Source organism: Kitasatospora sp. NPDC127060, assembly GCF_042724935.1.
Taxonomy (GTDB): Bacteria; Actinomycetota; Actinomycetes; order Streptomycetales; family Streptomycetaceae; genus Kitasatospora.
In genome coordinates, this window is sequence record NZ_JBHXEG010000013.1 from 100,043 (window position 1) to 120,926 (window position 20,884).

General features: G+C 74.8%; 20 protein-coding genes. 11 read left to right on the top strand and 9 right to left on the bottom strand.

Annotated features, from left to right (window positions below):
• Nucleotides 1-45: 45 nt before the first annotated feature.
• The 4 genes from ACFWIS_RS10810 (at nucleotide 46) to fxsA (ending at nucleotide 4,579) form a co-directional block, all read left to right on the top strand.
• A complete protein-coding gene (locus ACFWIS_RS10810; protein ID WP_380457582.1) occupies nucleotides 46-1,653 on the top strand; it encodes an amidohydrolase in 1,608 nt (535 codons plus the stop codon).
• A 41-nt stretch (nucleotides 1,654-1,694) separates the two neighbouring features.
• Entirely contained in the window at nucleotides 1,695-2,147 is a 453-nt protein-coding gene (locus ACFWIS_RS10815; RefSeq protein WP_380457584.1) for an N-acetyltransferase, read from the top strand.
• Nucleotides 2,148-2,313: 166 nt separating this feature from the next.
• On the top strand, nucleotides 2,314-3,954 hold the full coding sequence (gene lnt / locus ACFWIS_RS10820; protein ID WP_380457614.1) for an apolipoprotein N-acyltransferase: 1,641 nt from the start codon (nucleotides 2,314-2,316) through the stop codon (nucleotides 3,952-3,954).
• Between the two features lie 55 nt (nucleotides 3,955-4,009).
• Entirely contained in the window at nucleotides 4,010-4,579 is a 570-nt protein-coding gene (fxsA, locus tag ACFWIS_RS10825; RefSeq protein WP_380457587.1) for an FxsA family membrane protein, read from the top strand.
• Nucleotides 4,580-4,783: 204 nt separating this feature from the next.
• On the opposite strand, the gene ACFWIS_RS10830 is transcribed toward fxsA, so the two are convergent.
• The 3 genes from ACFWIS_RS10830 to ACFWIS_RS10840 form a co-directional block, all read right to left on the bottom strand.
• Nucleotides 4,784-5,158 (bottom strand): RNA polymerase-binding protein RbpA, encoded by a 375-nt coding sequence (locus ACFWIS_RS10830; protein WP_380457589.1) that lies wholly within the window; start codon nucleotides 5,156-5,158, stop codon nucleotides 4,784-4,786.
• A gap of 277 nt (nucleotides 5,159-5,435) precedes the next feature.
• The gene (locus ACFWIS_RS10835) at nucleotides 5,436-7,046 is read right to left on the bottom strand and encodes a hypothetical protein (protein ID WP_380523814.1); all 1,611 of its coding nucleotides are present in this window, start codon (nucleotides 7,044-7,046) and stop codon (nucleotides 5,436-5,438) included.
• Between the two features lie 114 nt (nucleotides 7,047-7,160).
• Nucleotides 7,161-7,355, bottom strand: coding sequence for a hypothetical protein (locus tag ACFWIS_RS10840; protein WP_097238968.1), 195 nt, complete (start codon nucleotides 7,353-7,355; stop codon nucleotides 7,161-7,163).
• A 432-nt stretch (nucleotides 7,356-7,787) separates the two neighbouring features.
• Between ACFWIS_RS10840 and ACFWIS_RS10845 the strand changes: the two genes are divergently transcribed.
• The 4 genes from ACFWIS_RS10845 to ACFWIS_RS10860 all read left to right on the top strand — a co-directional run bounded on the left by ACFWIS_RS10845 (nucleotide 7,788) and on the right by ACFWIS_RS10860 (nucleotide 10,429).
• Nucleotides 7,788-8,180: an ankyrin repeat domain-containing protein gene (locus ACFWIS_RS10845; protein ID WP_380457594.1), complete on the top strand. Its 393-nt coding sequence runs from the start codon at nucleotides 7,788-7,790 to the stop codon at nucleotides 8,178-8,180.
• A 24-nt stretch (nucleotides 8,181-8,204) separates the two neighbouring features.
• Nucleotides 8,205-8,720, top strand: coding sequence for a GNAT family N-acetyltransferase (locus tag ACFWIS_RS10850; RefSeq protein ID WP_380457596.1), 516 nt, complete (start codon nucleotides 8,205-8,207; stop codon nucleotides 8,718-8,720).
• A 29-nt stretch (nucleotides 8,721-8,749) separates the two neighbouring features.
• Nucleotides 8,750-9,823, top strand: a complete 1,074-nt coding sequence (locus ACFWIS_RS10855; RefSeq protein ID WP_380457598.1) for a serine hydrolase domain-containing protein — start codon at nucleotides 8,750-8,752, stop codon at nucleotides 9,821-9,823.
• A 105-nt stretch (nucleotides 9,824-9,928) separates the two neighbouring features.
• Nucleotides 9,929-10,429, top strand: a complete 501-nt coding sequence (locus ACFWIS_RS10860) for an NUDIX domain-containing protein (RefSeq protein ID WP_380457600.1) — start codon at nucleotides 9,929-9,931, stop codon at nucleotides 10,427-10,429.
• A 15-nt stretch (nucleotides 10,430-10,444) separates the two neighbouring features.
• Here the strand turns inward: ACFWIS_RS10860 and ACFWIS_RS10865 are convergent, their stop codons facing one another.
• The 3 genes from ACFWIS_RS10865 to ACFWIS_RS10875 form a co-directional block, all read right to left on the bottom strand.
• Complete coding sequence (locus ACFWIS_RS10865; RefSeq protein WP_380457601.1) at nucleotides 10,445-11,098, bottom strand: vitamin K epoxide reductase family protein; 654 nt, start codon at nucleotides 11,096-11,098, stop codon at nucleotides 10,445-10,447.
• A 98-nt stretch (nucleotides 11,099-11,196) separates the two neighbouring features.
• Nucleotides 11,197-12,015, bottom strand: coding sequence for a DsbA family protein (locus ACFWIS_RS10870; RefSeq protein ID WP_380523816.1), 819 nt, complete (start codon nucleotides 12,013-12,015; stop codon nucleotides 11,197-11,199).
• 136 nt (nucleotides 12,016-12,151) lie between these two features.
• A complete protein-coding gene (locus ACFWIS_RS10875; RefSeq protein WP_380463671.1) occupies nucleotides 12,152-12,823 on the bottom strand; it encodes a hypothetical protein in 672 nt (223 codons plus the stop codon).
• Nucleotides 12,824-13,017: 194 nt separating this feature from the next.
• Here ACFWIS_RS10875 and ACFWIS_RS10880 point away from each other — a divergent pair, with 194 nt between their 5' ends.
• Nucleotides 13,018-13,896, top strand: a complete 879-nt coding sequence (locus tag ACFWIS_RS10880) for a CHAD domain-containing protein (protein ID WP_380463669.1) — start codon at nucleotides 13,018-13,020, stop codon at nucleotides 13,894-13,896.
• Between the two features lie 92 nt (nucleotides 13,897-13,988).
• Here the strand turns inward: ACFWIS_RS10880 and ACFWIS_RS10885 are convergent, their stop codons facing one another.
• The gene (locus tag ACFWIS_RS10885) at nucleotides 13,989-14,762 is read right to left on the bottom strand and encodes a uracil-DNA glycosylase (protein WP_380463667.1); all 774 of its coding nucleotides are present in this window, start codon (nucleotides 14,760-14,762) and stop codon (nucleotides 13,989-13,991) included.
• A gap of 146 nt (nucleotides 14,763-14,908) precedes the next feature.
• On the opposite strand from ACFWIS_RS10885, the gene ACFWIS_RS10890 reads away from it, so the two are divergent.
• Nucleotides 14,909-15,955 carry a slipin family protein gene (locus tag ACFWIS_RS10890; RefSeq protein WP_380463665.1) on the top strand — a complete coding sequence of 349 codons (1,047 nt, stop codon included), beginning with the start codon at nucleotides 14,909-14,911 and terminating at the stop codon, nucleotides 15,953-15,955.
• Between the two features lie 97 nt (nucleotides 15,956-16,052).
• A complete protein-coding gene (locus ACFWIS_RS10895) occupies nucleotides 16,053-16,505 on the top strand; it encodes a CBS domain-containing protein (RefSeq protein ID WP_380463663.1) in 453 nt (150 codons plus the stop codon).
• 225 nt (nucleotides 16,506-16,730) lie between these two features.
• On the opposite strand, the gene ACFWIS_RS10900 is transcribed toward ACFWIS_RS10895, so the two are convergent.
• Entirely contained in the window at nucleotides 16,731-19,616 is a 2,886-nt protein-coding gene (locus ACFWIS_RS10900; RefSeq protein WP_380463661.1) for an FAD-binding and (Fe-S)-binding domain-containing protein, read from the bottom strand.
• Nucleotides 19,617-19,707: 91 nt separating this feature from the next.
• Nucleotides 19,708-20,712 carry a glycosyltransferase family 2 protein gene (locus ACFWIS_RS10905; RefSeq protein WP_380463659.1) on the bottom strand — a complete coding sequence of 335 codons (1,005 nt, stop codon included), beginning with the start codon at nucleotides 20,710-20,712 and terminating at the stop codon, nucleotides 19,708-19,710.
• Nucleotides 20,713-20,884 lie beyond the last annotated feature (172 nt).

Here is a 20,884-nt window from a genome sequence, read left to right on the forward strand (position 1 = left end):
GAGCCGGACTCCGCGGAGTGAAAAGCAAGGTGCAGACTTAGCCGCATGACCGAACGCACCTCCCGGACCGTCCTGCTGCGCGGCGGCGCCGTCTACAGCCCCGCCGATCCCTTCGCCACCGCGATGCTCGTGGAGGGCGGGCACATCGCCTGGGTCGGCAGTGACGGCGCCGCCGAGGCGTACGCCGCGACGGCGGACGAGATCGTCGAGCTGGACGGCGCCCTGGTCACCCCCGCCTTCGTGGACGCCCATGTGCACGCCACCGCCGCCGGGCTGGCGCTCACCGGCCTCGACCTCACCGGCAGCCCCTCGCTGGCCGCCGCCCTGGCCGCGGTCACCGCCTTCGTCGAGGCCCGGCCCGAGGACGGCGGGGTGCTGATCGGCCACGGCTGGGACGAGACCGGCTGGCCCGAGGGCCGTCCGCCCACGCTCGCCGAACTCGACGAGGCCGCCCGCGGCGCCGCGCTCTACCTCTCCCGCACCGACGTCCACTCCGCGCTCGCCACCACCGCGCTGCGCACCCTCACCGAGGGCCTCGGCGACCGGCCCGGCCACGACGCCGAGGGCCCGCTCACCAAGGACGCCCACCACGCCGTCCGGCAGACCGCCCTCGCCCGGCTGACCCCCGAGCAGCGCCGCCGGGCCCAGCGCGCCACCCTGGCCCGCGCGGCCGAACTGGGCATCGGCGCCCTGCACGAGTGCGCCGGTCCGGAGATCTCCTCGGCGGCCGACCTGACCGCCCTGCTGGCCCTGGCCGCCGACGGCGATGGCCCCGAAGTGTACGGCTACTGGGGCGAGTTGGGCGGCGTCGAGACCGCCCGCCGGCTCGGCGCGGTGGGCGCCGGCGGCGACCTCTTCGTGGACGGCGCGCTCGGCTCGCACACCGCCTGCCTGCACGCCCCCTACACCGACGCCGAACACACCGGCACCGCCTACCTGACGGCCGAGCAGGTCGCCGACCACGTCGCCGCCTGCACCGAGGCCGGGCTGCAGGCCGGCTTCCACGCCATCGGCGACGCCGCCCTCGCGGCCGTGATCGAGGGCGTGCGCACGGCCGGCGAGCGGGTCGGCGCCGACCGGGTCAAGGCACTGCGCCACCGCGTCGAGCACGCCGAGGCCCTGGACGACAAGGCCATCGCCGCCTTCGCCGAGCTCGGCCTGACCGCCTCCGTCCAGCCCGCCTTCGACGCCGCCTGGGGCGGCCCGGACGGCATGTACGTGCAGCGCCTGGGCGCCGAGCGGGCCGCCGTCCTCAACCCGTACGCCGCGCTGCTGCGGGCCGGTGTCCCGCTGGCCTTCGGCTCGGACGCCCCGGTCACCCCGCTCGACCCCTGGGGCACCGTCCGCGCCGCGGCCTTCCACCAGACGCTCGAACACCGGATCTCGGTCCGCGCCGCGTTCACCGCCCACACCCGCGGCGGCTGGCGCGCGATCGGCCGCGACCACGACGGCGTGCTGGTGCCCGGCGCGATCGCCAACTACGCGGTCTGGGCCGCCGACGAGCTGGTCGTCCAGGCCCCCGACTCCCGGGTGGCCGGCTGGTCCACCGACCCGCGCTCCGGCACCCCCGGCCTGCCCGACCTCACTCCCGGCCACGAGTTGCCGGTCTGCCTGCGCACCGTGGTCCGCGGTCGCACGGTGTACGAGCGGTAAACCGGATGAGCGGCGGGCGGCCGCCTCGTAGGGTGCCGACCATGACCGGACTGGTACCCGCCGACTTCACCGTCCCGCGCGAGCTGCTCGCCCCGGAGTTCCGCCTGGAGCCCCTGGGCGAGCAGCACAACGCCTCCGACCACGCCGCCTGGACGGGCAGCATCGAGCACATCCGCGCCACCCCCGGCTGGGCCGGCCGCGGCTGGCCGCCCGTCGACGGCATGCCGCTCGAGGACAACCTCGCCGACCTGCGCCGCCACGCCGCCGACTTCGAGGCCCGTCGCGGCTTCACCTACACCGTCCTGGAGCCGGACCGGGACGAGGTGATCGGCTGCGTCTACATCCACCCGGACCGCGAGGACCCGTCGGCGGTCTCGGTCAGCTCCTGGGTCCGCGCCGACCGCGCCGAACTGGACGCCCCGCTCCACCGCGCGGTCTCCGCCTGGCTCACCGACCACTGGCCGCTGGGGCGCCTCCACTACGCCGAGCGCTGAGCCGGAGCCGGAGCCGGAACCGGACGGAGAGGGGGAGGGGGAGGGGCCGGAGAGGCGGGTGCGGAGGGCCCTACCACCCTGACCTCACGCGACCCCGACCTTCCGGGGTACCTTCTTCGCACAGCGTCCGAACAGCAAGCCCCAGGAAGATGGTGCGCCGGTGGCCATTCCCGTCACCCAGGAGCGGTCCGGGACCGCTCCCGAGCCACAGGACCCGGCCTCCGCCCCCGGCCGCGGCGCCCGCGCGCTCGCCAAGGTCCGGGCCGGGTTGCCGCGCACCGGTCTGGCCGCGCTGGCCGGCCTGCTGCTGGCCCTCGCCTTCCCCCCGTACGACCTGTGGCCGCTGTCCCTGCTCGGCGTCGCCGCGCTCTCGCTGCTCACCCGCGGCCGCACCTTCCGTCAGGGCGCCTGGACGGGCTTCGCCTTCGGCTTCCCGTTCTTCCTGATGCTGCTCAGCTGGCTGCGGGTGGTCGGCTGGGACGCGACCGTCGGCCTGTCGGTGATCGAGGCGCTGTTCCTGGCCCTGCTCGGCGGAGCGCTGGCGCTCACCTCCCGGCTGCCGGGGTGGCCGCTCTGGGCGGCCAGCCTGTGGGTCACCCAGGAGTGGGCGCGCGACCGGCTGCCGCTCGGCGGCTTCCCCTGGGGCCGGCTGGCCTTCGCCAACACCGCCACCCCGTACACCCCGCTGGCCGCGCTCGGCGGCGCCCCGCTGGTGACCTTCGCGGTCGCGCTCTCCGGCACGCTGCTGGCCTGGGCCGCGCTGCGCGTGCGCGGTCCCGGCCGGGCCCCGAGGGCGGCCGCGCTGGCGGCGCTGGGCGCGGTGGCCGCGCTGCTGGCCGGCTACCTCGTGCCGGTCCCCACGGCCGCGGCCGACACCGTGAAGGTCGCCATCGTCCAGGGCAACGTGCCCAACCCGGGGATGGACTTCCTCGGCCGCCCGATGATGGTGCTCAACAACCACGCCTCGGCCACCGAGCGGCTCGCCGCCGACGTCCAGGCCGGCAAGGTGCCCAGGCCCGACGTGGTGATCTGGCCGGAGAACTCCTCCGACCTCGACCCGTTCAGTGACCCGCTGGCCCGCCAGCGCATCGACGAGGCGGTCAAGGCCGTCGGGGTGCCCACCCTGGTCGGCACCCTGGTGGACGGCCCGGACGCCCAGCACGTCCAGAACGAGGGCATCGTCTGGGACCCGGTCACCGGCCCCGGCTCCTCCTACACCAAGCAGCACCCCGTCCCGTTCGGCGAGTACGTGCCGTTCCGCGCCCAGCTGATGAAGGTGATCACCCGCCTCCAGCGGGTCGCCCGCGACTTCTACCCCGGCGACCACAACGGCGTGATGCAGCTCGGCCCGGCGCGGATCGGTGACGTCATCTGCTTCGAGGTGGCCTACGACGAGATCGTCCGGGACACCGTGGACAGCGGCGCCCGCGTCCTGGTGGTCCAGACCAACAACGCGACCTACGCCAAGACCGGCCAGCCCGAGCAGCAGCTCGCGATGAGCCGGCTGCGCGCCGTCGAGCACGGCCGGGCCGTCCTGATCGCCGCCACCAGCGGCATCAGCGCGGTGATCGCCCCGGACGGCACCGTGGAGCAGCGCACCGCGGAGCTGACCCCGGCCGAGCTGTCCGCCACCGTCCCGCTGCGCGACGGCACCACGGTCGCCGACCGGGTCGGCGCCGCCCCGGAGTGGACGCTGGCCGTCGGAGGCCTGCTGGCCTGCGCCGCCGCCGTGCTGCTCGGCCGTCGCCGGAAGACCGCGGACGGAACACCGGCCGCCGGGGAATCGTTGGACCAGGTGGTGCCGTAGCCGGCCCGGACCTCCCGTGCGGCGCGCAGAGCACCGCTTGGAGTGGATTCGTACCGTGACCCAGCAAGCTACCCCGACCCGTCCGGTCCCGCGCAGCAGGATCCGCCGGGTGCTGCCGCTGCTGATCACCGCCTGGCTGGTGCTGGAGATCTGGCTGCTGGTCCTGGTGGGCTCCTGGCTGGGCGGGCTCGCCGTCCTGCTGCTGCTCATCGCCGGCGGGTTGATCGGCGGTTCGCTGATCAAGCGGGCCGGGCTGAGGGCGCTGTCGGCGGCGATCGAGCAGAGCAAGAACCCGCAGTCCCAGCAGCCGCAGACCGGCACCAGCCTGACCGTGCTGGCCGGACTGTTGCTGATCATCCCCGGTTTCCTGTCCGACCTGGTCGCCCTGACCCTGCTGTTCCCGCCCACCAGGGCGCTGTGGCGGGCGGGCGGCCGCCGGGTCGCGGACAAGGCGATGCGCAGCACCACCACGATCGGCACCGACCCGTTCGCTGACGCGATGCGGCTGCAGGAGCAGCTGCGCATCCACCGCCCGGACGGCAAGGTCATCCAGGGCCAGGTGGTGGACCCGGAGAGCGGCCCGCAGGGGCCGGACACCGGCTACCGCCCGCCGATCGACGGCTGACCGCGCAAGGCCCTGTCCGGGACCTGGAGGCCGCGGGCACACCTGCTGGAGACCGCGGACACACCTGTGGGCCGCCCGGAGAACCGGGCGGCCCACAGTCGTACCGCGCCCCGCCCGGCCGGGGCCGGGCGGACAACGCGAAAGGGACCCTGGTGACCAGGGCCCCTTTTCGCGTCCTCCCGCTCGCGGCGGGAGCGAAGTGGGTCAGGCGCTCTTACGGGTGTCCCGCGGGTGCACCGCGAGATTCATCCCGCCGGAGCGGAGCACGGCCAGCCGTTCGGCCAGCACCTCCTCCAGCTCCTCGCGCGTCCGGCGCTCCATCAGCATGTCCCAATGGGTGCGCGTGGGCTTGGCCTTCTTCTCCTCCGGCTCGTCACCGTCGAGAAGAGCCGCTTCCTGGCCGCAGAAGCGGCATTCCCAGGTCGCGGGGATCTCCGCCTCGACCGAGAAAGGAACCTCGAATCGGTGTCCGTTCTGACATGCGTACTCGACGGTCTGGCGGGGAGCCAGATCGATACCACGGTCGGTCTCGTAGCTAGTGGCCCCGAGTCGCGTGCCGCGGAGAGCTCGCTCGCTCATGAATCGTGCCTCCCGGGCTTATGGCCCACAGGACTAGTGGTCGCTGTTCTTCGTCGTTCGGTCAACGCTCGGCTTCCGACGAAGATTCCCGTCCCGGGACATGCGTCGTCTGTCGTGCCGCCCCTGTTTGTACCCACCGTCGCCCGATTTGTCACATCTGGCCGGTGATATCACCCCAGGTGTCACCTGTTTCACAGCTGGTGATCGTGCGGACTTTCTGTGACGAGCGTACCCGGAGGGGATTCCGGGGCGGTCGCCGCCCCCGCTTCCCGGGCGGTCAGGAGATCGGTCGGGAACGGATCATCGGCTCGCCCTTGCCGAGGTCGACCGGGTGGGCGGGCGGGGCGTCCGCCGGGACGACCGGCGGACGGTCCGGGCGGGGAGGGGCCGCGGAGGCCGGCTCGGTCCGACTGTCCCGGTGCGGCAGCAGGGCGATCACCGCGTCCCGCAGCTGGGCCGGGGCGTCCTCGTCCAGCGGGTCGACGGTGGCGGGCACCTGGAGCCGGACCGGGGTGCCGTTGCCGATCCGGGCGTAGCCGCGGCCGACCGGGGCGTGCGCGGCGGGCACGATGTCCAGCGGCGCGCCGAGCGCGGCGCGGCCCTCCTCGGGCCCGGCGGGGCCGAGCAGCACCCGGGCCCGGGTGGTGGACCGGACGGTCGGGGTGATCCGGTCCCGGGCCTCGACGTCGTCGGCGATCACCACGGTGACCCGGGCGGCCCGGCCGTGCCGCAGCGGCAGCTCCAGCAGTTCCTGGGGGTCGGGGCGGCCCTCGGCGTGGGCGAGCTCGCCCAGCTCGGTGGGGTGGTCCAGCAGCAGCCACAGCGGCCGGGTGAGGTCCTCGGGCAGCGCGGTGCCGGTGTGCCGGGCGGCGTTCAGCGCGGCGAGCCGGCGCTCCGTCTCCTGGGCGGCCCACTCCAGCGCCGCCAGCGCGCCGTGCAGGCTGGTCTCCACGGTGTGCACGCCGGGCCGGTTGACCAGGCAGGCGTGCTCGCCCGTCCCGGCGCCGTCGATCACCACTAGGTCGCCGTACGGGAGGGCCTGGAGCGCGATCGAGCGGATCAGGCTGGAGGTGCCGTAGCCGGCGACGCCGAGCGCCAGCAGGTGGGGCTCGGAGGAGCGCGGTCCGGTGCGCCAGATCACCGGGGGCTGCTGGGCGGTGGTGCCGCCCTGGTGGACCGGGATGGTGCGGGCGGTGCCGTCCTCGTCGGTGAAGCCGAGCACGATCTCGCCCGGGGCGGCGACGAAGCGCTGGGCGGCGATGTCGGTGGCCAGCGGGGCCAGCGCGGTGATCCGCAGCCGGTTGGACTCCTCGTCCCAGTCGAAGCGGTACTCCCGGGCACGTCCGGCCTTGCCCTGGACGACCTGCTCGATCCGGGCCCGGGCGGTGGGCTCGGTGTCGGTGAAGTACGCCGGGTAGCTCAGCTCCAGCCGGGACAGCCGGCCCTCGCCGTCGAACTCCCAGGAGCCGAAGGCGCTCTTGTAGCTGCCGTCGAAGTGGTACAGCGGGTTGGCGTCCTCGGGCCCGCACAGGTACGGCGTCAGCGCCGAGTAGAGGGCGCCGAGCTTGACGTCGGCGACGTCGGGCGCGGGCGGGGCGGGCGCCGCCTTGGGGGCCCGGCCGGCCCAGGCGGCGCTGGCCATCAGGCCGACCAGGGCGAACAGCAGGCCGTGCGGCAGCAGGTAGATGCCGACCAGCACGGCGGCGGACAGGAACAGCGTCGGGCCGCGGCGCTCCTTCGGGGTGGCCTGCCAGCGGTCCTTGGCCCAGCCGGCGTGGTGGCGCAGCCCGCGGCCGATCACGCTGAGCGGGGCGAACATGTCGGTGGCGTGGTCCCCGGCGGTTCGGGCGATCTCGCGGCCCTTGCTGAGATGGCGGTGGAGCGGCATTCCGTGACTCCCCGGAACGAGTGGGACGGGTGGGGTGAGGGGGGGACTGCTCGTGGTACGACGGGGCCCGGGGCGGTGGGATCCGCGCCCGGGCCGGTGGGGGAGTGGCGCCGCCTAGAAGCGGATGCCGCCGAGCAGGCTCGCCAGGCTGGCGCCGCCCGCGGTGATGCTCGGGGCGATCGAGGAACCGGCGACGTAGAAGCCGAACAGGGCGCAGACGATGGCGTGCGAGACCTTCAGTCCGTCCCTGCGGAAGAACAGAAAGGCGATGGTGCCGAACAGGACGATGCCGGAAATCGAGAGGATCACTTCTGCTCCTCGGGGAGGGGGACGGGGGACAGTGTTACTTAAAGTGTCATAATCGTGACAAAAAGTAATAGATGACGGAACGGCGCAAACGGGTGGTTCTATCGCCCGATGCCGCTCCCGAAGCCGGACGGCGGTATGCGAACCGGCCGGTGGTGGGGGCTTCGGGCCGCATGGCTGCCGCGTGGAAGCCGCGTGGAATCGGTGCCGCGAGGCATTCCCGGGGGGTGGGTGGGAAGTTTCCGGGGGGTCCGGGAAGTTCGCCCGGATGGCGGCGCACCCGTGTGGCCGTACGCCGTACCGCACCCGCACCGGCGCGGCCGCCGTCCGGAATCCGGACGCCTGCTGGCCCCTGGCCGGCGCCGGCCGCTACGGTGCGGTACGCACCGGCCCCCGCCGTCCCGCCGGAACGGCCCACAGGAAAGGCAGCCCGACATGACCGATGCCCCCGACGCCGAGGTGATCGCGCTCGCCGGGAAGCTCTTCGACGCCGCCCGCGCCGGCGAGACCGCCACCCTGGTCACCGCCCTGGACGCGGGCGTCTCGGCGGACCTCACCAACGGCAGCGGCGACACCCTGGTGATGCTGGCCGCCTACCACGGCCACGCCGCCACCGTCGAAGCCCTGCTCCAGCGCGGCGCCGACCCGAACCGCGCCAACGACAAGGGCCAGACCCCGCTGGCCGGCGCCGTCTTCAAGGGCGGCACGGACGTCGTCGAGGCTCTGCTGGCCGGCGGCGCCGACCCGAAGGCCGGGGTGCCGTCCGCCGTCGACGCCGCGGCGATGTTCGGCAAGACCGAGCTGCTCGCCCGGTTCGAGGGTCGCTGAACCGGCGCCGTAGGCTCTTCCGTCATGGAGAGCACCACCACCCGGGCCACCGGCACCGTCGAGTTCCGCACCACCGGGTACGCCCACCCCGACGCGCAGGCCCTGTCGGCGGAGGTGCAGCAGGAGTACGTCCGGCGCTACGGCGACCCGGACGAGACCGTGCTGCACCCCGAGGACTTCGAGGCGCCGGCCGGCCTGTTCCTGATCGCCTACCTGGACGGCCGCCCGGTCGCCTGCGGCGGCTGGCGGGCCAAGCAGGCCGGCCCGGACGGCCTGCGCGACGGCGACGCCGAGCTGAAGCGGATGTTCGTCATCCCCGACGCCCGCGGCCGGGGCCTGGCCCGGGCGGTGCTGCACCGGCTGGAGCAGGCCGCCGTCGAGGCCGGCCGCACCCGCCTCATCCTGGAGACCGGCACCGAGCAGCCCGAGGCCGTCGCGCTGTACGGCTCCGAGGGCTACGCCGCGATCCGCAAGTTCGGCATCTACAAGGACCACCCGCAGAGCATCTGCCTCGGCAAGGAACTCCCGGCGGCGGTCTGAGCGCTCGGCGCCCCGGGTAGACACCCGGGGTGAATCACCGAGCACCCGAGGCGGAGCGCCTCCCCGCCCTGGCCGCGCCCGGCGGGGAACTGGACCGGCTGGTCCGGGACGGCGCCCACGCCGTCGGCCTGGGCGCCGTCTGGGCCGTCGGCGACGCCGGCGGCACGCTCGGCGGCGGCAGTCACGGCACCCTCGGGCAGGGCCCGTACGCGCGGCTGCGGCCGGGGCCGGACACCCTGTACGACCTCGCCAGCCTCACCAAGGTCGTGGCGCTCTGGCCCTGTGCCGGGGTGCTGTGGCAGTCCGGCCGGCTGCCGCTGGACGAACCGCTCGGCCGCTGCTGGCCGCCCGCCGCCGGGCACCCGGTCAGCGTGGTGACGGTTCGTCAACTCCTCGCCCACACCGCCGGGATGCTGCCGTACACCCGTTTCGAGCAGCTCTACGGGCGGGAGCCGGCCGCGATCCGGGCCGGGGTGGTCGCCGCCCCGCTGCACCGGGCGCCGGGGGCCGCCGTCGAGTACACCGACCGTGCCGCCGTGCTGCTCACCTACCTGGTCGAGGACCTCGGCGGTGCGCCGCTGGACGGACTCGCCGCCCGCTGGGTCTGGCGGCCGCTCGGGATGACCGACACCCGCTACGGGCCGCTCGGCGGCGCGGACCTGGCCCGGACGGCCCCCACCGAGTACCACGAGCCGACCGGCGCCCACCTGCGCGGCGTCGTGCACGACCCGTCCGCCCGGCTGCTCGGCGGCGTCTCCGGCAACGCCGGCGCCTTCTCCACCGCCCGCGACCTCGCCCGTTTCCTCACCGCCCTGCTGGCCCCGCCGCCCCGACTCCCCTGGGGCGAACCGTGGATCACCGAATCGCTGCGCGAGCAGACCGGCGGCCTGGCCCCCGCGCGCGGCCTGTCCTGGCTGTACGCCGTCGGCACCGAGCCGGCCGAGGGCACCTTCGTCCACTACGGCTTCACCGGCACCGGCATCTGGGTCTCCCGCCGGCTCGGCCGCTGGGCCCTGCTGCTCACCAACCAGGTGCACCACAGCAGGGTCACCCAGGGGCTCACCGATCTGCGCAACGCCCTCCGGCGAGCGGTCTTCGGCTGACGGGGACCGGCACCCGATCGGGTGGATTAGGTACGAACCACCTTTCGCGCGGCGGTGATTGCGGCAGAGTGGCCGCGACGGGGAACAGCCGGCGAAGGAGGCGCGATGACGGAGACCTGGGCACTCTCGGAGGAGGAGTGGCTCTCCGGGATAGTGCGCGCCTACGTCGGGTGCAGCGTGCTGCTCACCGGCGAGGAGGGCAAGGTCCTGCTGCTGAAGGCGACTTACCGCGACCAGTGGCAGTTCCCCGGCGGCGGGATGGACCCGGGGGAGGGGCCCGCCGAGTGCGCGGCCCGCGAACTGCGCGAGGAGACCGGGTTGTTGGCGGGCGAGCTGCGGCTGCTGGTGGTGGAGTGGCGGGAGGCGATCCCGGACCAGGGCCGACATGCCCACCCCGCCGTGCACTTCATGTTCGACGGTGGCGAGCTCGAACCGGGCACGGCGGTCCGGCTGCAGGCCGAGGAGATCGCCGGCCACGGCTACTTCACCCCCGCCCGGGCGGCCGCCCTGCTGCACCCCTGCGCGGCACGCCGGCTCACCGGGGCCCTGGAGGCCCGGCGGACCGGCGCCGTCACCCTGCTGCACTCGGCGGGGTACGTGGGGTGAGCCCGCTCCGGCCGGTCAGAGCAGGGTGCTCCAGTAGTACCAGAACCGGTTGAGCACCAGCAGCGCGATCACCGCGGCCCACAGCACCGGCAGCGCCCAGTGGTAGCGCGCCGCCTCCCGGACGACCGCCCGCATCCTGGGCCCGACCGGGATCACGCCCGTGCGCAGGTTGTGCAGCGTGGTGTACCAGAACAGCACCACCACCGTCGCCCACACCACCATGCAGTACGGGCACAGCGCGCCGATCTCGTACAGCGCCTGGTCGACCAGCCAGTGCACGAACACCACGCCCAGGGCCGTCCCGGCGTGCAGGCCCAGCCAGAACCAGCGCCGGTAGGCGGCCCCGGCCAGCAGCCCCGCCCCGATCGCCGTCAGCGCGCCGAAGGCGGCCAGCCCGAGCAGCGGGTTGGGGAAGCCGAAGACCGACGCCTGCTCGGTGCGCATCACCGAGCCGCAGCTGATGATCGGATTGATGTTGCAACTGGGGACGTACGACGGGTTCTCCAGGATGCGGAGCTTGTCGAAGGTCAGGACGGCCGAGGCGGCCAGCCCGACCAGTCCGCCGAGGAACAGCAGCAGGGCGAGGGCCCGGCCCGCGCCGATAGGGGCCCGGCCGGCGGCGTCGGGGGCGGGCGGGGAGGAGGGGTGCACGGTGGTCGCGGCGGTCATGGCAACACTCCGGTGGCTGGCTGGGAGGGGCCGGCCCGGCCGGGAGTTCGGCCGGGCCGGTGGTGCCGTGCGGTGCGGTGGGGCGCGGTGGGGTGGGCCTACTGCAGGCCGGCGGCCTGCTTGACCTGGGCGGTGAACTGCTCGGGCGTCGCGGTGGTGTTGCCCGCGAACAGGTTGATCGCCTTGCCGTCCACCTTGACCGTCGGGGTGCCGGTCACCCCGCTGTCGTTGAACGCGTCGGCCACCTTCGCCGCCCACGGCGCGTAGGTCCGGTCGGTGACCGCCTTCACGAAGGCGTCCGTCTTCAACCCGGGGACCTGGCCGGCCAGGTCCAGGAGGTGGTTGACGTCGCCGAAGTCGTCGCTGCGCTCATCGGGCTGGTTGGCGTACAGCACGTCGTGGAAGGCCTTGAACTTGTCCACGCCCTCGTTCAGCGCGGCCCCGGCCGCGGCCAGCGCGGTGCGCGAGCCCTTGCCACCGAGGTTCTTGTCCAGGAAGGCGGCCAGGTGGAACTCCACCTTGATCCGGCCATCCTCGGTGAGCTGCTTGACGGTCTGGCCGTTCGCAGCCTCGAAGTGCTTGCAGACCGGGCAGCGGAAGTCCTCGTACACCTCCATGGTGTGCGGGGCGTCGGCCTTGCCCAGGGTGATCACCGTGCCGTTCGGGCCGGTGGCGTTGGCCGGGACGACCAGCGGGGCGGCGGACGCGGCCGCGGCAGCCTTGTCGTCGTTCTTCTTGCCGCCGTTGATGGCGAGCGCCGCACCGCCCGCCAGGGCCAGCACGACGACGGCGGAGACCGAGACGACGATCAGCTGACGGCGCTTGGCGGCCTGCTGCTCGCGGCGCTGTGCCTCCTGGATGCGCTCACGGGCGCTGATGCGCTTGGCCTCGCGCTTGGTGGGCTGGTTCTGAGCCATGGGGAAGTCAACTCCTGTACGCGGCGCGCGGGTGCGCGCGGGTGGCCGCACACGGGTGCGGCGGGGCAAGTGACGCGGGAGTCGTGCGCACTGCCTGGGGGCGTACGGAACCGTGCTTACGGAAGGGGGTACGCGCTCAGCAGGCAGGCGCGAAGACCGGCGGACCACGCCGGGGAGCCGGGCTCAGCACCACGTCCTCGCGGCGCGGCCGCTCGTGGTCCGACACCGGCAGTGGCACCCGCAGCACCGGGCGCACCGGGGCGGGGACCAGCAGCAGGAGCAGCGCCCGCAGCGGGCGGGCCAGTGACTGGTGCAGCGCGCGCAGCGCCCGGGCGAGGCCGGACAGCGCCGCGTCGCCCAGCCGCAGCCAGGCCGAGGCGGCCAGCGCGATCGCCAGGTGCACCACCAGGAGCAGCAGTTGGGTCGCCACCGGCGCCAACTCGCCGGCGTGGCCCAGCGGACCGCCCAGCAGCGAGCCGTCCACCGAGCCGCCGCCGCAGACCAGCAGGTTCACCCCGCGCGCGGACACGTGCTCGGACAGCACCGGCCCACAGCCGGTCTGGCCCAGGTTGAAGGTCGTGTTCAGCAGCAGCTCGACCGGCACCATCACGGCGGAGATGTGCAGCAGCCGCCGCTCCCCGCCGGCCAGCACGGCCGAGACCAGGAACACGACGGCGCTCGCCGTGGCCACCAGCGACAGCGGCAGCGGGCGACCGGTGATGACCACCTGGCCCAACGCGGCCATCGGCACGGCGAGCGCGGTGAACACCGCGGCCCGCAGGGCCCTGGTCGCATGGGTGGAGGTCATCACGCTCCGGAGTATGCCATGGCCCTCACGCCGGGCACGAGGGCGCGTACGGGTACTCCCCCCCGGGGGACAGTCCCTCGGCCGGTCGCGGGGTCGCCGGGCGCGGCGCGACCAGCTCCTGTGCGGCAGGATCGGCCGGAAAGGACCTAGCCTGGAAGGCGTTCCCAGTGACCCCGACGAGGGGGTGCACGTCCATGGCGAGACCCGAGACCACGGCGGGGCGGGTCCTGCTCGACCGCATCGAGGCCCAGGCGGCGGTGCTGGCCGGGCTGGAGGACGCCGTCCGGGCGGACGAACCCGACGCGGTCCACCGGATGCGGGTCGCCTGCCGGCGGCTGCGCAGCGCCCTGCGGACCTTCCGGCGGCTCCTCGACCCCGGCGCCACCGACGCCCTGGTCGCCGACCTGCGCTGGCTGGGCGCCGCCCTGGGCCGGGCCCGGGACCGCGAGGTGCTCACCGAACGCCTGGCCGCCCGGGCCCGCGAGCTGCCCGCCGCCTGCGGGCCGGAACGGGTCGCCGGGGTGCTGGAGCGGTCCGGCGCGGCCGAGTACCGGCGGGTCCGGCCCGAGGTGGTAGCCGCCCTCGACAGCCCCCGCCGCCGGGGCCTCACCGCCGCCCTGACCGCGCTGCTCGCCGACCCGCCGCTGCGCCCGCGCGCCGCCCGGGCCGCCGCCCCCGAGCTCTCCCGGATCGCGGCCCGCGAACAGCGCCGCACGGCCGCCCGCGTCCACACCGCCCTCGCCGCGGGACCCGCGGAGCGCGACGGCGCCCTGCACGCGGCCCGCAAGGCCGCCAAACGCGCCCGCTACGCCGGCGAGACGGCGGCCCCCGCGATTGGCGCGGCGGCGGAGCGGTACGCGGAGCGGATGAAGGCCGTCCAGGAGGTGCTGGGAGAGCACCAGGACGCGGTGGTCGCGGCGGCGGCGCTGGCCGACCAGGCTGACGCCGACGGCGAGCCCTTCGCCTACGGCGTGCTCTACGCGGGCCAGCTCGTGGAGGCGGAACGGGCGCGGGACCGGCTGCCGGGGGTGTGGGCGGCGGCGTCGGGCCGGAAGCTGGCCCGGTTCGGTTAGGGCCCGTCCGGGCTGCCTGCTGCCAGGGCCGGGGGAGCCAGGGCCGGGGGGCGCGGCCGGTGGCGGGCGGGAGGCGGTTCGACGGGGTGGCCCTACCGGGGGCTCAGCCCCGCCGAGCGGGCTGCCTCGCGCAGCAGGTCGCGGAGCATCGTGGTGGTCAGCCGACCGGTGTTGGTGTTGCGCGGGCTCACGTGGTAGCAGCCGTAGAGGCGCAGGTCGGGGCCGCCGTCGCGGGCGGGGAGGGTGGCCAGGGCGGCGTGGCCGAAGGCGGGGCGTGGGCGGGGGACGGTCCAGCCGGCGTCGGCGATCACCGGCAGCACGGCCTGCCAGGCGAAGCCGCCGAGGGCGACGACCGTCCGTACGGTGGGGCGCAGCAGCTGGAGTTCGCGGGTGATCCAGGGGCGGCAGGTGTCGCGTTCGACCGTGCTGGGCTTGTTGTCGGGCGGGGCGCAGCGGACCGGGTCGGTGATCCGGACGCCGTACAGTTCGAGCCCGTCGCCGTGGCGGACGGACTCGGGGCGGTTGGTGAGCCCGAGGTCGTGGAGGGCGGCGTAGAGGAGGTCGCCGGAGGGGTCGCCGGTGAAGATCCGGCCGGTGCGGTTGGCGCCGTGGGCGGCGGGGGCGAGGCCGACCAGGACGAGCGGGGCGTCGGGCGGGCCGAAGCCGGGGATGGGGCGGGCCCAGTAGTCCCAGTCCTGGTAGGCGCGGCGTTTGGTGCGGGCGGTCTCCTCGCGCCAGGAGACCAGCCGGGGGCAGGCCCGGCAGTGGGTGACGACCCGGTCGAGGTCGGTGAGCCCGGTGGCGCGGGCGGCGGCCCCGGCGGGGTGGCGGGGGTGGTTCGGGTCATCGGCGGGGGCCGGCTGCATGGCCTGATCCTAGGGTGTGTCCCGGTCCGGCCCGGCGGTCTTCGGGCAGGCGTAGCGTTGAAGGAGTTGCTCCGGTGGCCCCCGGCCCGGCCGGGCCGGGGGTGGTCGGGCGCGCCGGTGAACGCGGAGGCCGCGAGGAGGCCGCGATGATCGTCGATGCGGTGCTGGGGGCACTCGGGGGGCTGGTCGCGCTGGGGGCGGTCTGGGCGGGGCTGAGCATCCGGGTGGTCCAGCAGTTCCAGAAGGGCGTGGTGTTCCGCTTCGGGCGGGTGCGCGAGGAGGTCCGGGAGCCCGGGCTGGTCGCGTTGATGCCGATCGCGGACCGGCTGCGCCGGGTGAACGTGCAGATCGTGACGATGCCGATCCCGGCGCAGGAGGGCATCACCCGGGACAACGTGACCGTACGGGTGGACGCGGTGGTCTACTTCCGGGTAGAGGACCCGGTGAAGGCGACCGTCAACGTGCAGGACTACAACTTCGCGATCTCCCAGGTCGCGCAGACCTCGCTGCGGTCGATCATCGGCAAGAGCGAGCTGGACGACCTGCTGGCCAATCGCGAACCGATCAATCAGGGGCTGGAGTTGATGATCGACAGCCCGGCGCTGGGCTGGGGCATCGAGATCGACCGGGTGGAGATCAAGGACGTCGCCCTGCCGGAGTCGATGAAGCGCTCGATCGCGCGGCAGGCGGAGGCCGAGCGGGAGCGGCGGGCCCGGATCATCACGGCGGACGGCGAGTACCAGGCCTCGGAGCGGTTGTCGGAGGCGGCGGCGGTAATGAGCGCGACTCCGGCGGCGCTCCAACTGCGTTTGCTGCAGACGGTGGTGGAGGTGGCGGCGGAGAAGAACTCGACGCTGGTGCTGCCGTTCCCGGTGGAGCTGCTGCGGTTCCTGGACAGCGCGACGGAGTCCCAGCAGCGGGATCTGCTGGCCGCCGCGGCGGTGGCCGCGGCCGCGAAGTCGGCGGAACAGGCGGTGGAGAGCGGCGAGGTGTCGGAGGCCGAGGTCAACCGTGAGGTGCCCAGGCACGAACTCCCGCCGCTGGAAGAAGTGTTGACCAGATCGCCGGTGGAGCCCACGGACCTGGGGGAGCCTACGGACCTGGAGGAGCGCCCGGACCTGGAGGAGCGCCCGGTGGAGCCGGACGGCCGGCAGCAGGCGGCGGAGCACGGCGAGCCCGGGACGACGGCCTGAGCGGGCCCGGGGCGGCCGGGCGCGGTGCCCGGTGGCGTGGGCCACCCGGTCGGACCAGGATGGACGGGGGGCTGGAAGCCAGGTCAGGAGGCGGACCATGACCATCGCCAGCGACATCATGCACCCGGGGGCGGAGTGCATCCGCGAGCACGAGACGCTCGCCGCCGCCGCCCGGATCATGCGGGAACGGAACGTGGGCGCACTGCCCATCTGCGGGGAGAGCGACAAGCTGTTGGGCATCGTGACCGACCGCGACATCGTGCTGCGCTGCGTCGCGGAGGGGCGCGACCCGGCCGCGGTGACGGCGGGTGAACTGGCCCAGGGGCGGCCGATGACGGTGGAGGCGGACGAGGACTGCGAGCAGGTGCTGCGGGTGATGGAGCAGTACCAGGTGCGCCGGCTGCCGGTGATCAACCATCCGGAGCACAAGCTGGTCGGCATGATCAGCGAGGCCGACATCGCGCGCGGGATGCCGCAGGCACGGGTCGCGGAGTTCGTGTCGGCGGTCTGCGCGGAGGAGGCACCGAAGAAGGAGGCCCTGCAGGGCTGACCGGGACGGGCGGCGCCGGTTCGGCCCGGCCGGGAGCCGGTCCCGGGCGGGTCGGCCCGGGGTGTGGTCGGCCCGGGGTGTGGACGGAGCCGGCCCGGGTGGCGGGCTCCTCGGGTCCCTCGGCGGCGGTGAGGGTGCCGTCGAGGAAGGCGATCCGGCGCCCCGGCCGGTGGGCACGGAGGTCGCGGAGGTCGCGGGGCCTTCCTCACCGTCCGTTCCTGAGCGCTACCGGCGCAGCTCCCGGGCGATCAGCTCCGCCAGGTGCAGGGCCCTGCGCCCGTCCGCGAGTTGGGCGATCTGGGTGCGGCAGCTGAAGCCGTCCGCCAGCACCACGGTGTCCGGGTCGGCCGCCCGTAGCTCGGGCAGCAGCACCCGTTCGGCGATCGCCTCGGATACCTCGAAGTGTCCCTGCTCGAAGCCGAAGTTGCCCGCCAGCCCGCAGCAGCCGGAGTCCAGCACCCGGTTGTGCAGGCCGAGTCGGGCCTCGACCCGGCGGTCGGCGGCGCTGCCGAGCACCGCGTGCTGGTGGCAGTGGGTCTGGGTGACGGCCTCCAGCCGGACCCGGGGGAGCGGGGCGTCCGGGGCGTACTCGTCGATGAACTCGGCGAAGGTGCGGGTCCGTTCGGAGAGCGGGCGGCCGTCCGCGCCGAGCAGTCGGGGGAGGTCCTCGCGCAGGGTGGCGGTGCAGCTGGGGTCCAGGCCGACCACGGGGGTGCCGGCCGGGAGACCGGCGGCCGCCAGTGCGCCCAGGCTGCGCCGCAACACCCTCCGGGCAGTGCCGAGTTGGCCGGTGGAGTACCAGGTGAGACCGCAGCACACCGGGCCGTCCGGCAGCCGGACGTCGAAGCCCAGGTGTTCCAGCACCTCGACGGCCGAGCGCAGCACGTTCGGCTGGAGGTGGTTCGAGAAGGTGTCCGGCCACAGCAGCACCGGCCGGGCGCCCGCCGGGGCGGGGTGCTCCGGGCGCCGCCGCCGGTACCAGCGGGTGAAGGTCTCGGGCGGGAAGACCGGCAGCACCCGCCGCCGGTCGATCCCGCCGAGCCGCTTGAGCAGGGCACCGGCCGGGGAGCGGACCAGCGCGTTGGCCGCGGCGGGTGCCCGCTCGACGGCCCGCAGCCACACCGGCAGCCAGCCCATCGAGTAGTGGGCGAGCGGGCGCGGGCGGTGCCGGTAGTGCTGGTACAGGAACTCGGTCTTGTAGGTCGCCATGTCGACGTGCACCGGGCAGTCGCTCGCGCAGCCCTTGCAGCTCAGGCAGAGGTCCAGTGCCTCCCGCACCTCCGCCGAGCGCCAGCCGTCCGGGACGGCGTCGCCGCGCAGCATCTCGGCGAGCAGCCGGGCCCGGCCCCGGGTGGAGTGCCGCTCCTCGCCGGTGGCCATGTAACTGGGGCACATCACTCCGGTGGTCGGGTCCACGCACTTGGCGACGCCCACGCAGCGGTGCACCGCCCGGGCGAGGCTGCCGCCGTCCTGCTCGTACGGCAGGGCCAGCGGCAGCGGGCGGCGCGGGGCGGTGACGAAGCGCAGGTCGGCGTCGAGCGGGCGCGGGTCGACCAGTACGCCCGGGTTGAGCAGGTGCTCCGGGTCCCAGATCCGCTTGAACTCGCCGAACAGGGCGATGACTTCGGGCGGGTACAGGCGCGGCAGCAGCTCGCCGCGGGCCTGTCCGTCGCCGTGCTCGCCGGAGAGCGAACCGCCGTAGGAGACCGCCAGATCGGCCGCCTGCTCCAGGAACTCCCGGAACAGCGGCAGCCGTTGCGGATCGTCCAGCGGGAAGTCGATCCGCAGGTGCACGCAGCCGTCGCCGAAGTGCCCGTACGGGACGCCGTGCAGTCCGTGTCGGCGCAGCAGGGCGCGCAGTCCGCGCAGGTAGTCGCCGAGGCGCTCGGGCGGGACGGCGGAGTCCTCCCAGCCGGGCCAGGCCTCGCCGCCCCCGGGCAGCCGGGTGACGATTCCGGCGCCCGCCTCCCGCACGGCCCACAGCTGGCGCTGCTCGGCCGGGTCGGTGACCAGGGAGACGGTGGCGGTGCGCTCGCGGCGCACCGCGTCGGCGAGCCGGCGGGCGCCCTGGTAGGCCTCCAGGGCGTTGGCGCCGCCGGTCTCCAGGAACAGCCAGCACTCGCCGGCCGGCAGCCGGTCCAGGGCGGGCGGGCGCGGGCCGGTCGCGAGCAACGCGGCGATCAGGTCGGCGGCCATGCCCTCGGCGGTCAGCGGGCCGTACGGCAGCAGTGCGGGGACGGCATCGGCGGCGGCGCCCTCGTCGGGGTAGCCGGCCACCACCAGGGCGCGGGCCGCGGGGGCATGGACCAGGCGGACGGTGGCGCCCAGCAGCAATGCGCAGGTGCCCTCGGTGCCGGTCAGGGCCCGGGCGAGGTGGTGGCCGCGCTCGGGCAGCAGGGCGTCCAGCGGGTAGCCGGAGGTGCGGCGGGGCAGTTGCGGCATGCCCTGCCGGATGGTGGCGAGGTTGCGGTCGGTGAAGTCCTGGAGCTCGCGGTGCAGCTGCCCGACCCGGCCGGGTGCGTCCGGCAGCGCCGCGCGCTCGGCGGGGGTGAGCGGGCCGCCGACGGTCAGCTCGGTGCCGTCGGCGAGCAGCAGCTCCAACTGCTCCACGTTGTCGGAGGTGCGCCCCCAGGCGAGCGAGCGGGCGCCGCAGGCGTCGTTGCCGATCATGCCGCCGAGGGTGCAGCGGCTGTGGGTGGACGGGTCGGGGCCGAAGCGCAGCCCGTACGGCGCGGCGGCGCGCTGGAGGTCGTCCAGCACGGTGCCGGGCTGGACGCGCGCGGTGCGGGCCCCGGGGTCGACCGCCAGCACCGCGCCGAGGTGGCGGCGGAAGTCCAGCACCACCGCGCCCGGCCCGATCGCCTGCCCGCCGACGCTCGTCCCGGCCCCGCGCGCCACCACCGGCACGCCGTACTGTCGGCACAGAGCCAGCGCGGTGCGCACGTCGTCCGGGTCGGCGGGCTTGACCACGCCGAGCGGCAGTTGCCGGTAGTTGGAGGCGTCATGGCCGTACACCGTGCGCTCGGCGGCGCCGAACCGCACCTCGCCGCGCAGCACGGCGGCCAGCTCACGGGCCAGTTCGGCGCCGGGAACGGCGGACGGACGGCTCACCAGGGCCTCCCAGGGAGTGGACTCCGCCGATGATGGCAGCCACCCCGCCGCCCGGCCGCCGGGCACGACGCCCGGCTCACCCGGCTGGGGGCTACTTCCGGCCGGTGAGGGTGCCGCGGGCGATGTGGGAGAGCTTGGCGACCTCGAAGGCCGGGTAGGCGCCGCCGGCCAGGAGGGAGAACTTGATGCCCTCGCGGCCGGTGGGCTTGCGGTGGCCCGGGGGCTGGAAGCGGCGGTGGTGTTCGGCGGCGCGGTGGAAGAACTGGGGGCGCTCGGCGCGGGTGACGCAGCCGGCGAGGTCGAACACGAAGAGGTAGTGCCGGATCATCCGGACGAACAGGGCGTCGCGCACCGCGTAGAGGTGGGGCTGCTCCTCCAGCAGGGCGAAGCTGCGCTCGTACTGGTCGAAGAGGTCGAAGACGCTGCTGCCCGGGCCGCTGGCCGGGTGGACGGTCTCCCGGCGGCGCAGCTGGACGCACTCGCGCGGCAGCACGGCGGCCTTGCGGGCGCCGAGCAGGGCCGCGTGGACGACCGGGATCTCCTCGTAGCGGCCGTCGGGGAAGGCGAGCCCGAGTTCCTCCCAGTGGCTGCGGCGGATCAGCCGGTCCCAGATCAGCGGCGGAGCGCCGAACAGCTCGGGCCGGTCGAAGGGGGCGAAGGGCTCGGGGCCGACCTCGGCGAGCAGGGCCTCGGCGCCGCCCGGCCAGTCGCGGTCGTTGTGGCGGCGGGAGTGGCCGAACAGGAGGACGTCGACCGGGCCGGTCTGCTGGAGCCGGTCGGCGAGCGTCTGGAGGGCGTCCCGGGGCAGCAGGTGGTCGGCGTCCAGGAACAGCAGGTACTCGCCGCTGGCCCGCGCCGCACCCGCGTTCCGGCTCACCCCGACCCCGACCGACGCGTTCAGGTGCAGCGCGGACACCCGCGGGTGCTGCCCCGCGTACGCGTCGGCGAGCCCGCCCGGGGTTCCGGGGGAGCGGTCGGCGACCACGATCACCTCGACGTCCGCCAGGGTCTGGGCGAGCAGCGAGTCCAGGCAGTCGGCGAGCTGTCCGTGCTGGTCGTAGGCGGGGAGCACGACGCTGATCAGGGGTGAGGCCATGACGCCGGAGCGTAAAAGGGCCCGCGAACCGTGGCAAAGTGCTGACGGCGCGTAATTACGAGCAATTAGCGGCAAATCGTACGAGCGTACGCCATATCTTCACGCCGCCTTCCGGGCGCGTCCACGTCAGGCGACGACGCCCCGAGGCCCGCGACGCGGAGTGCGTCGCGGG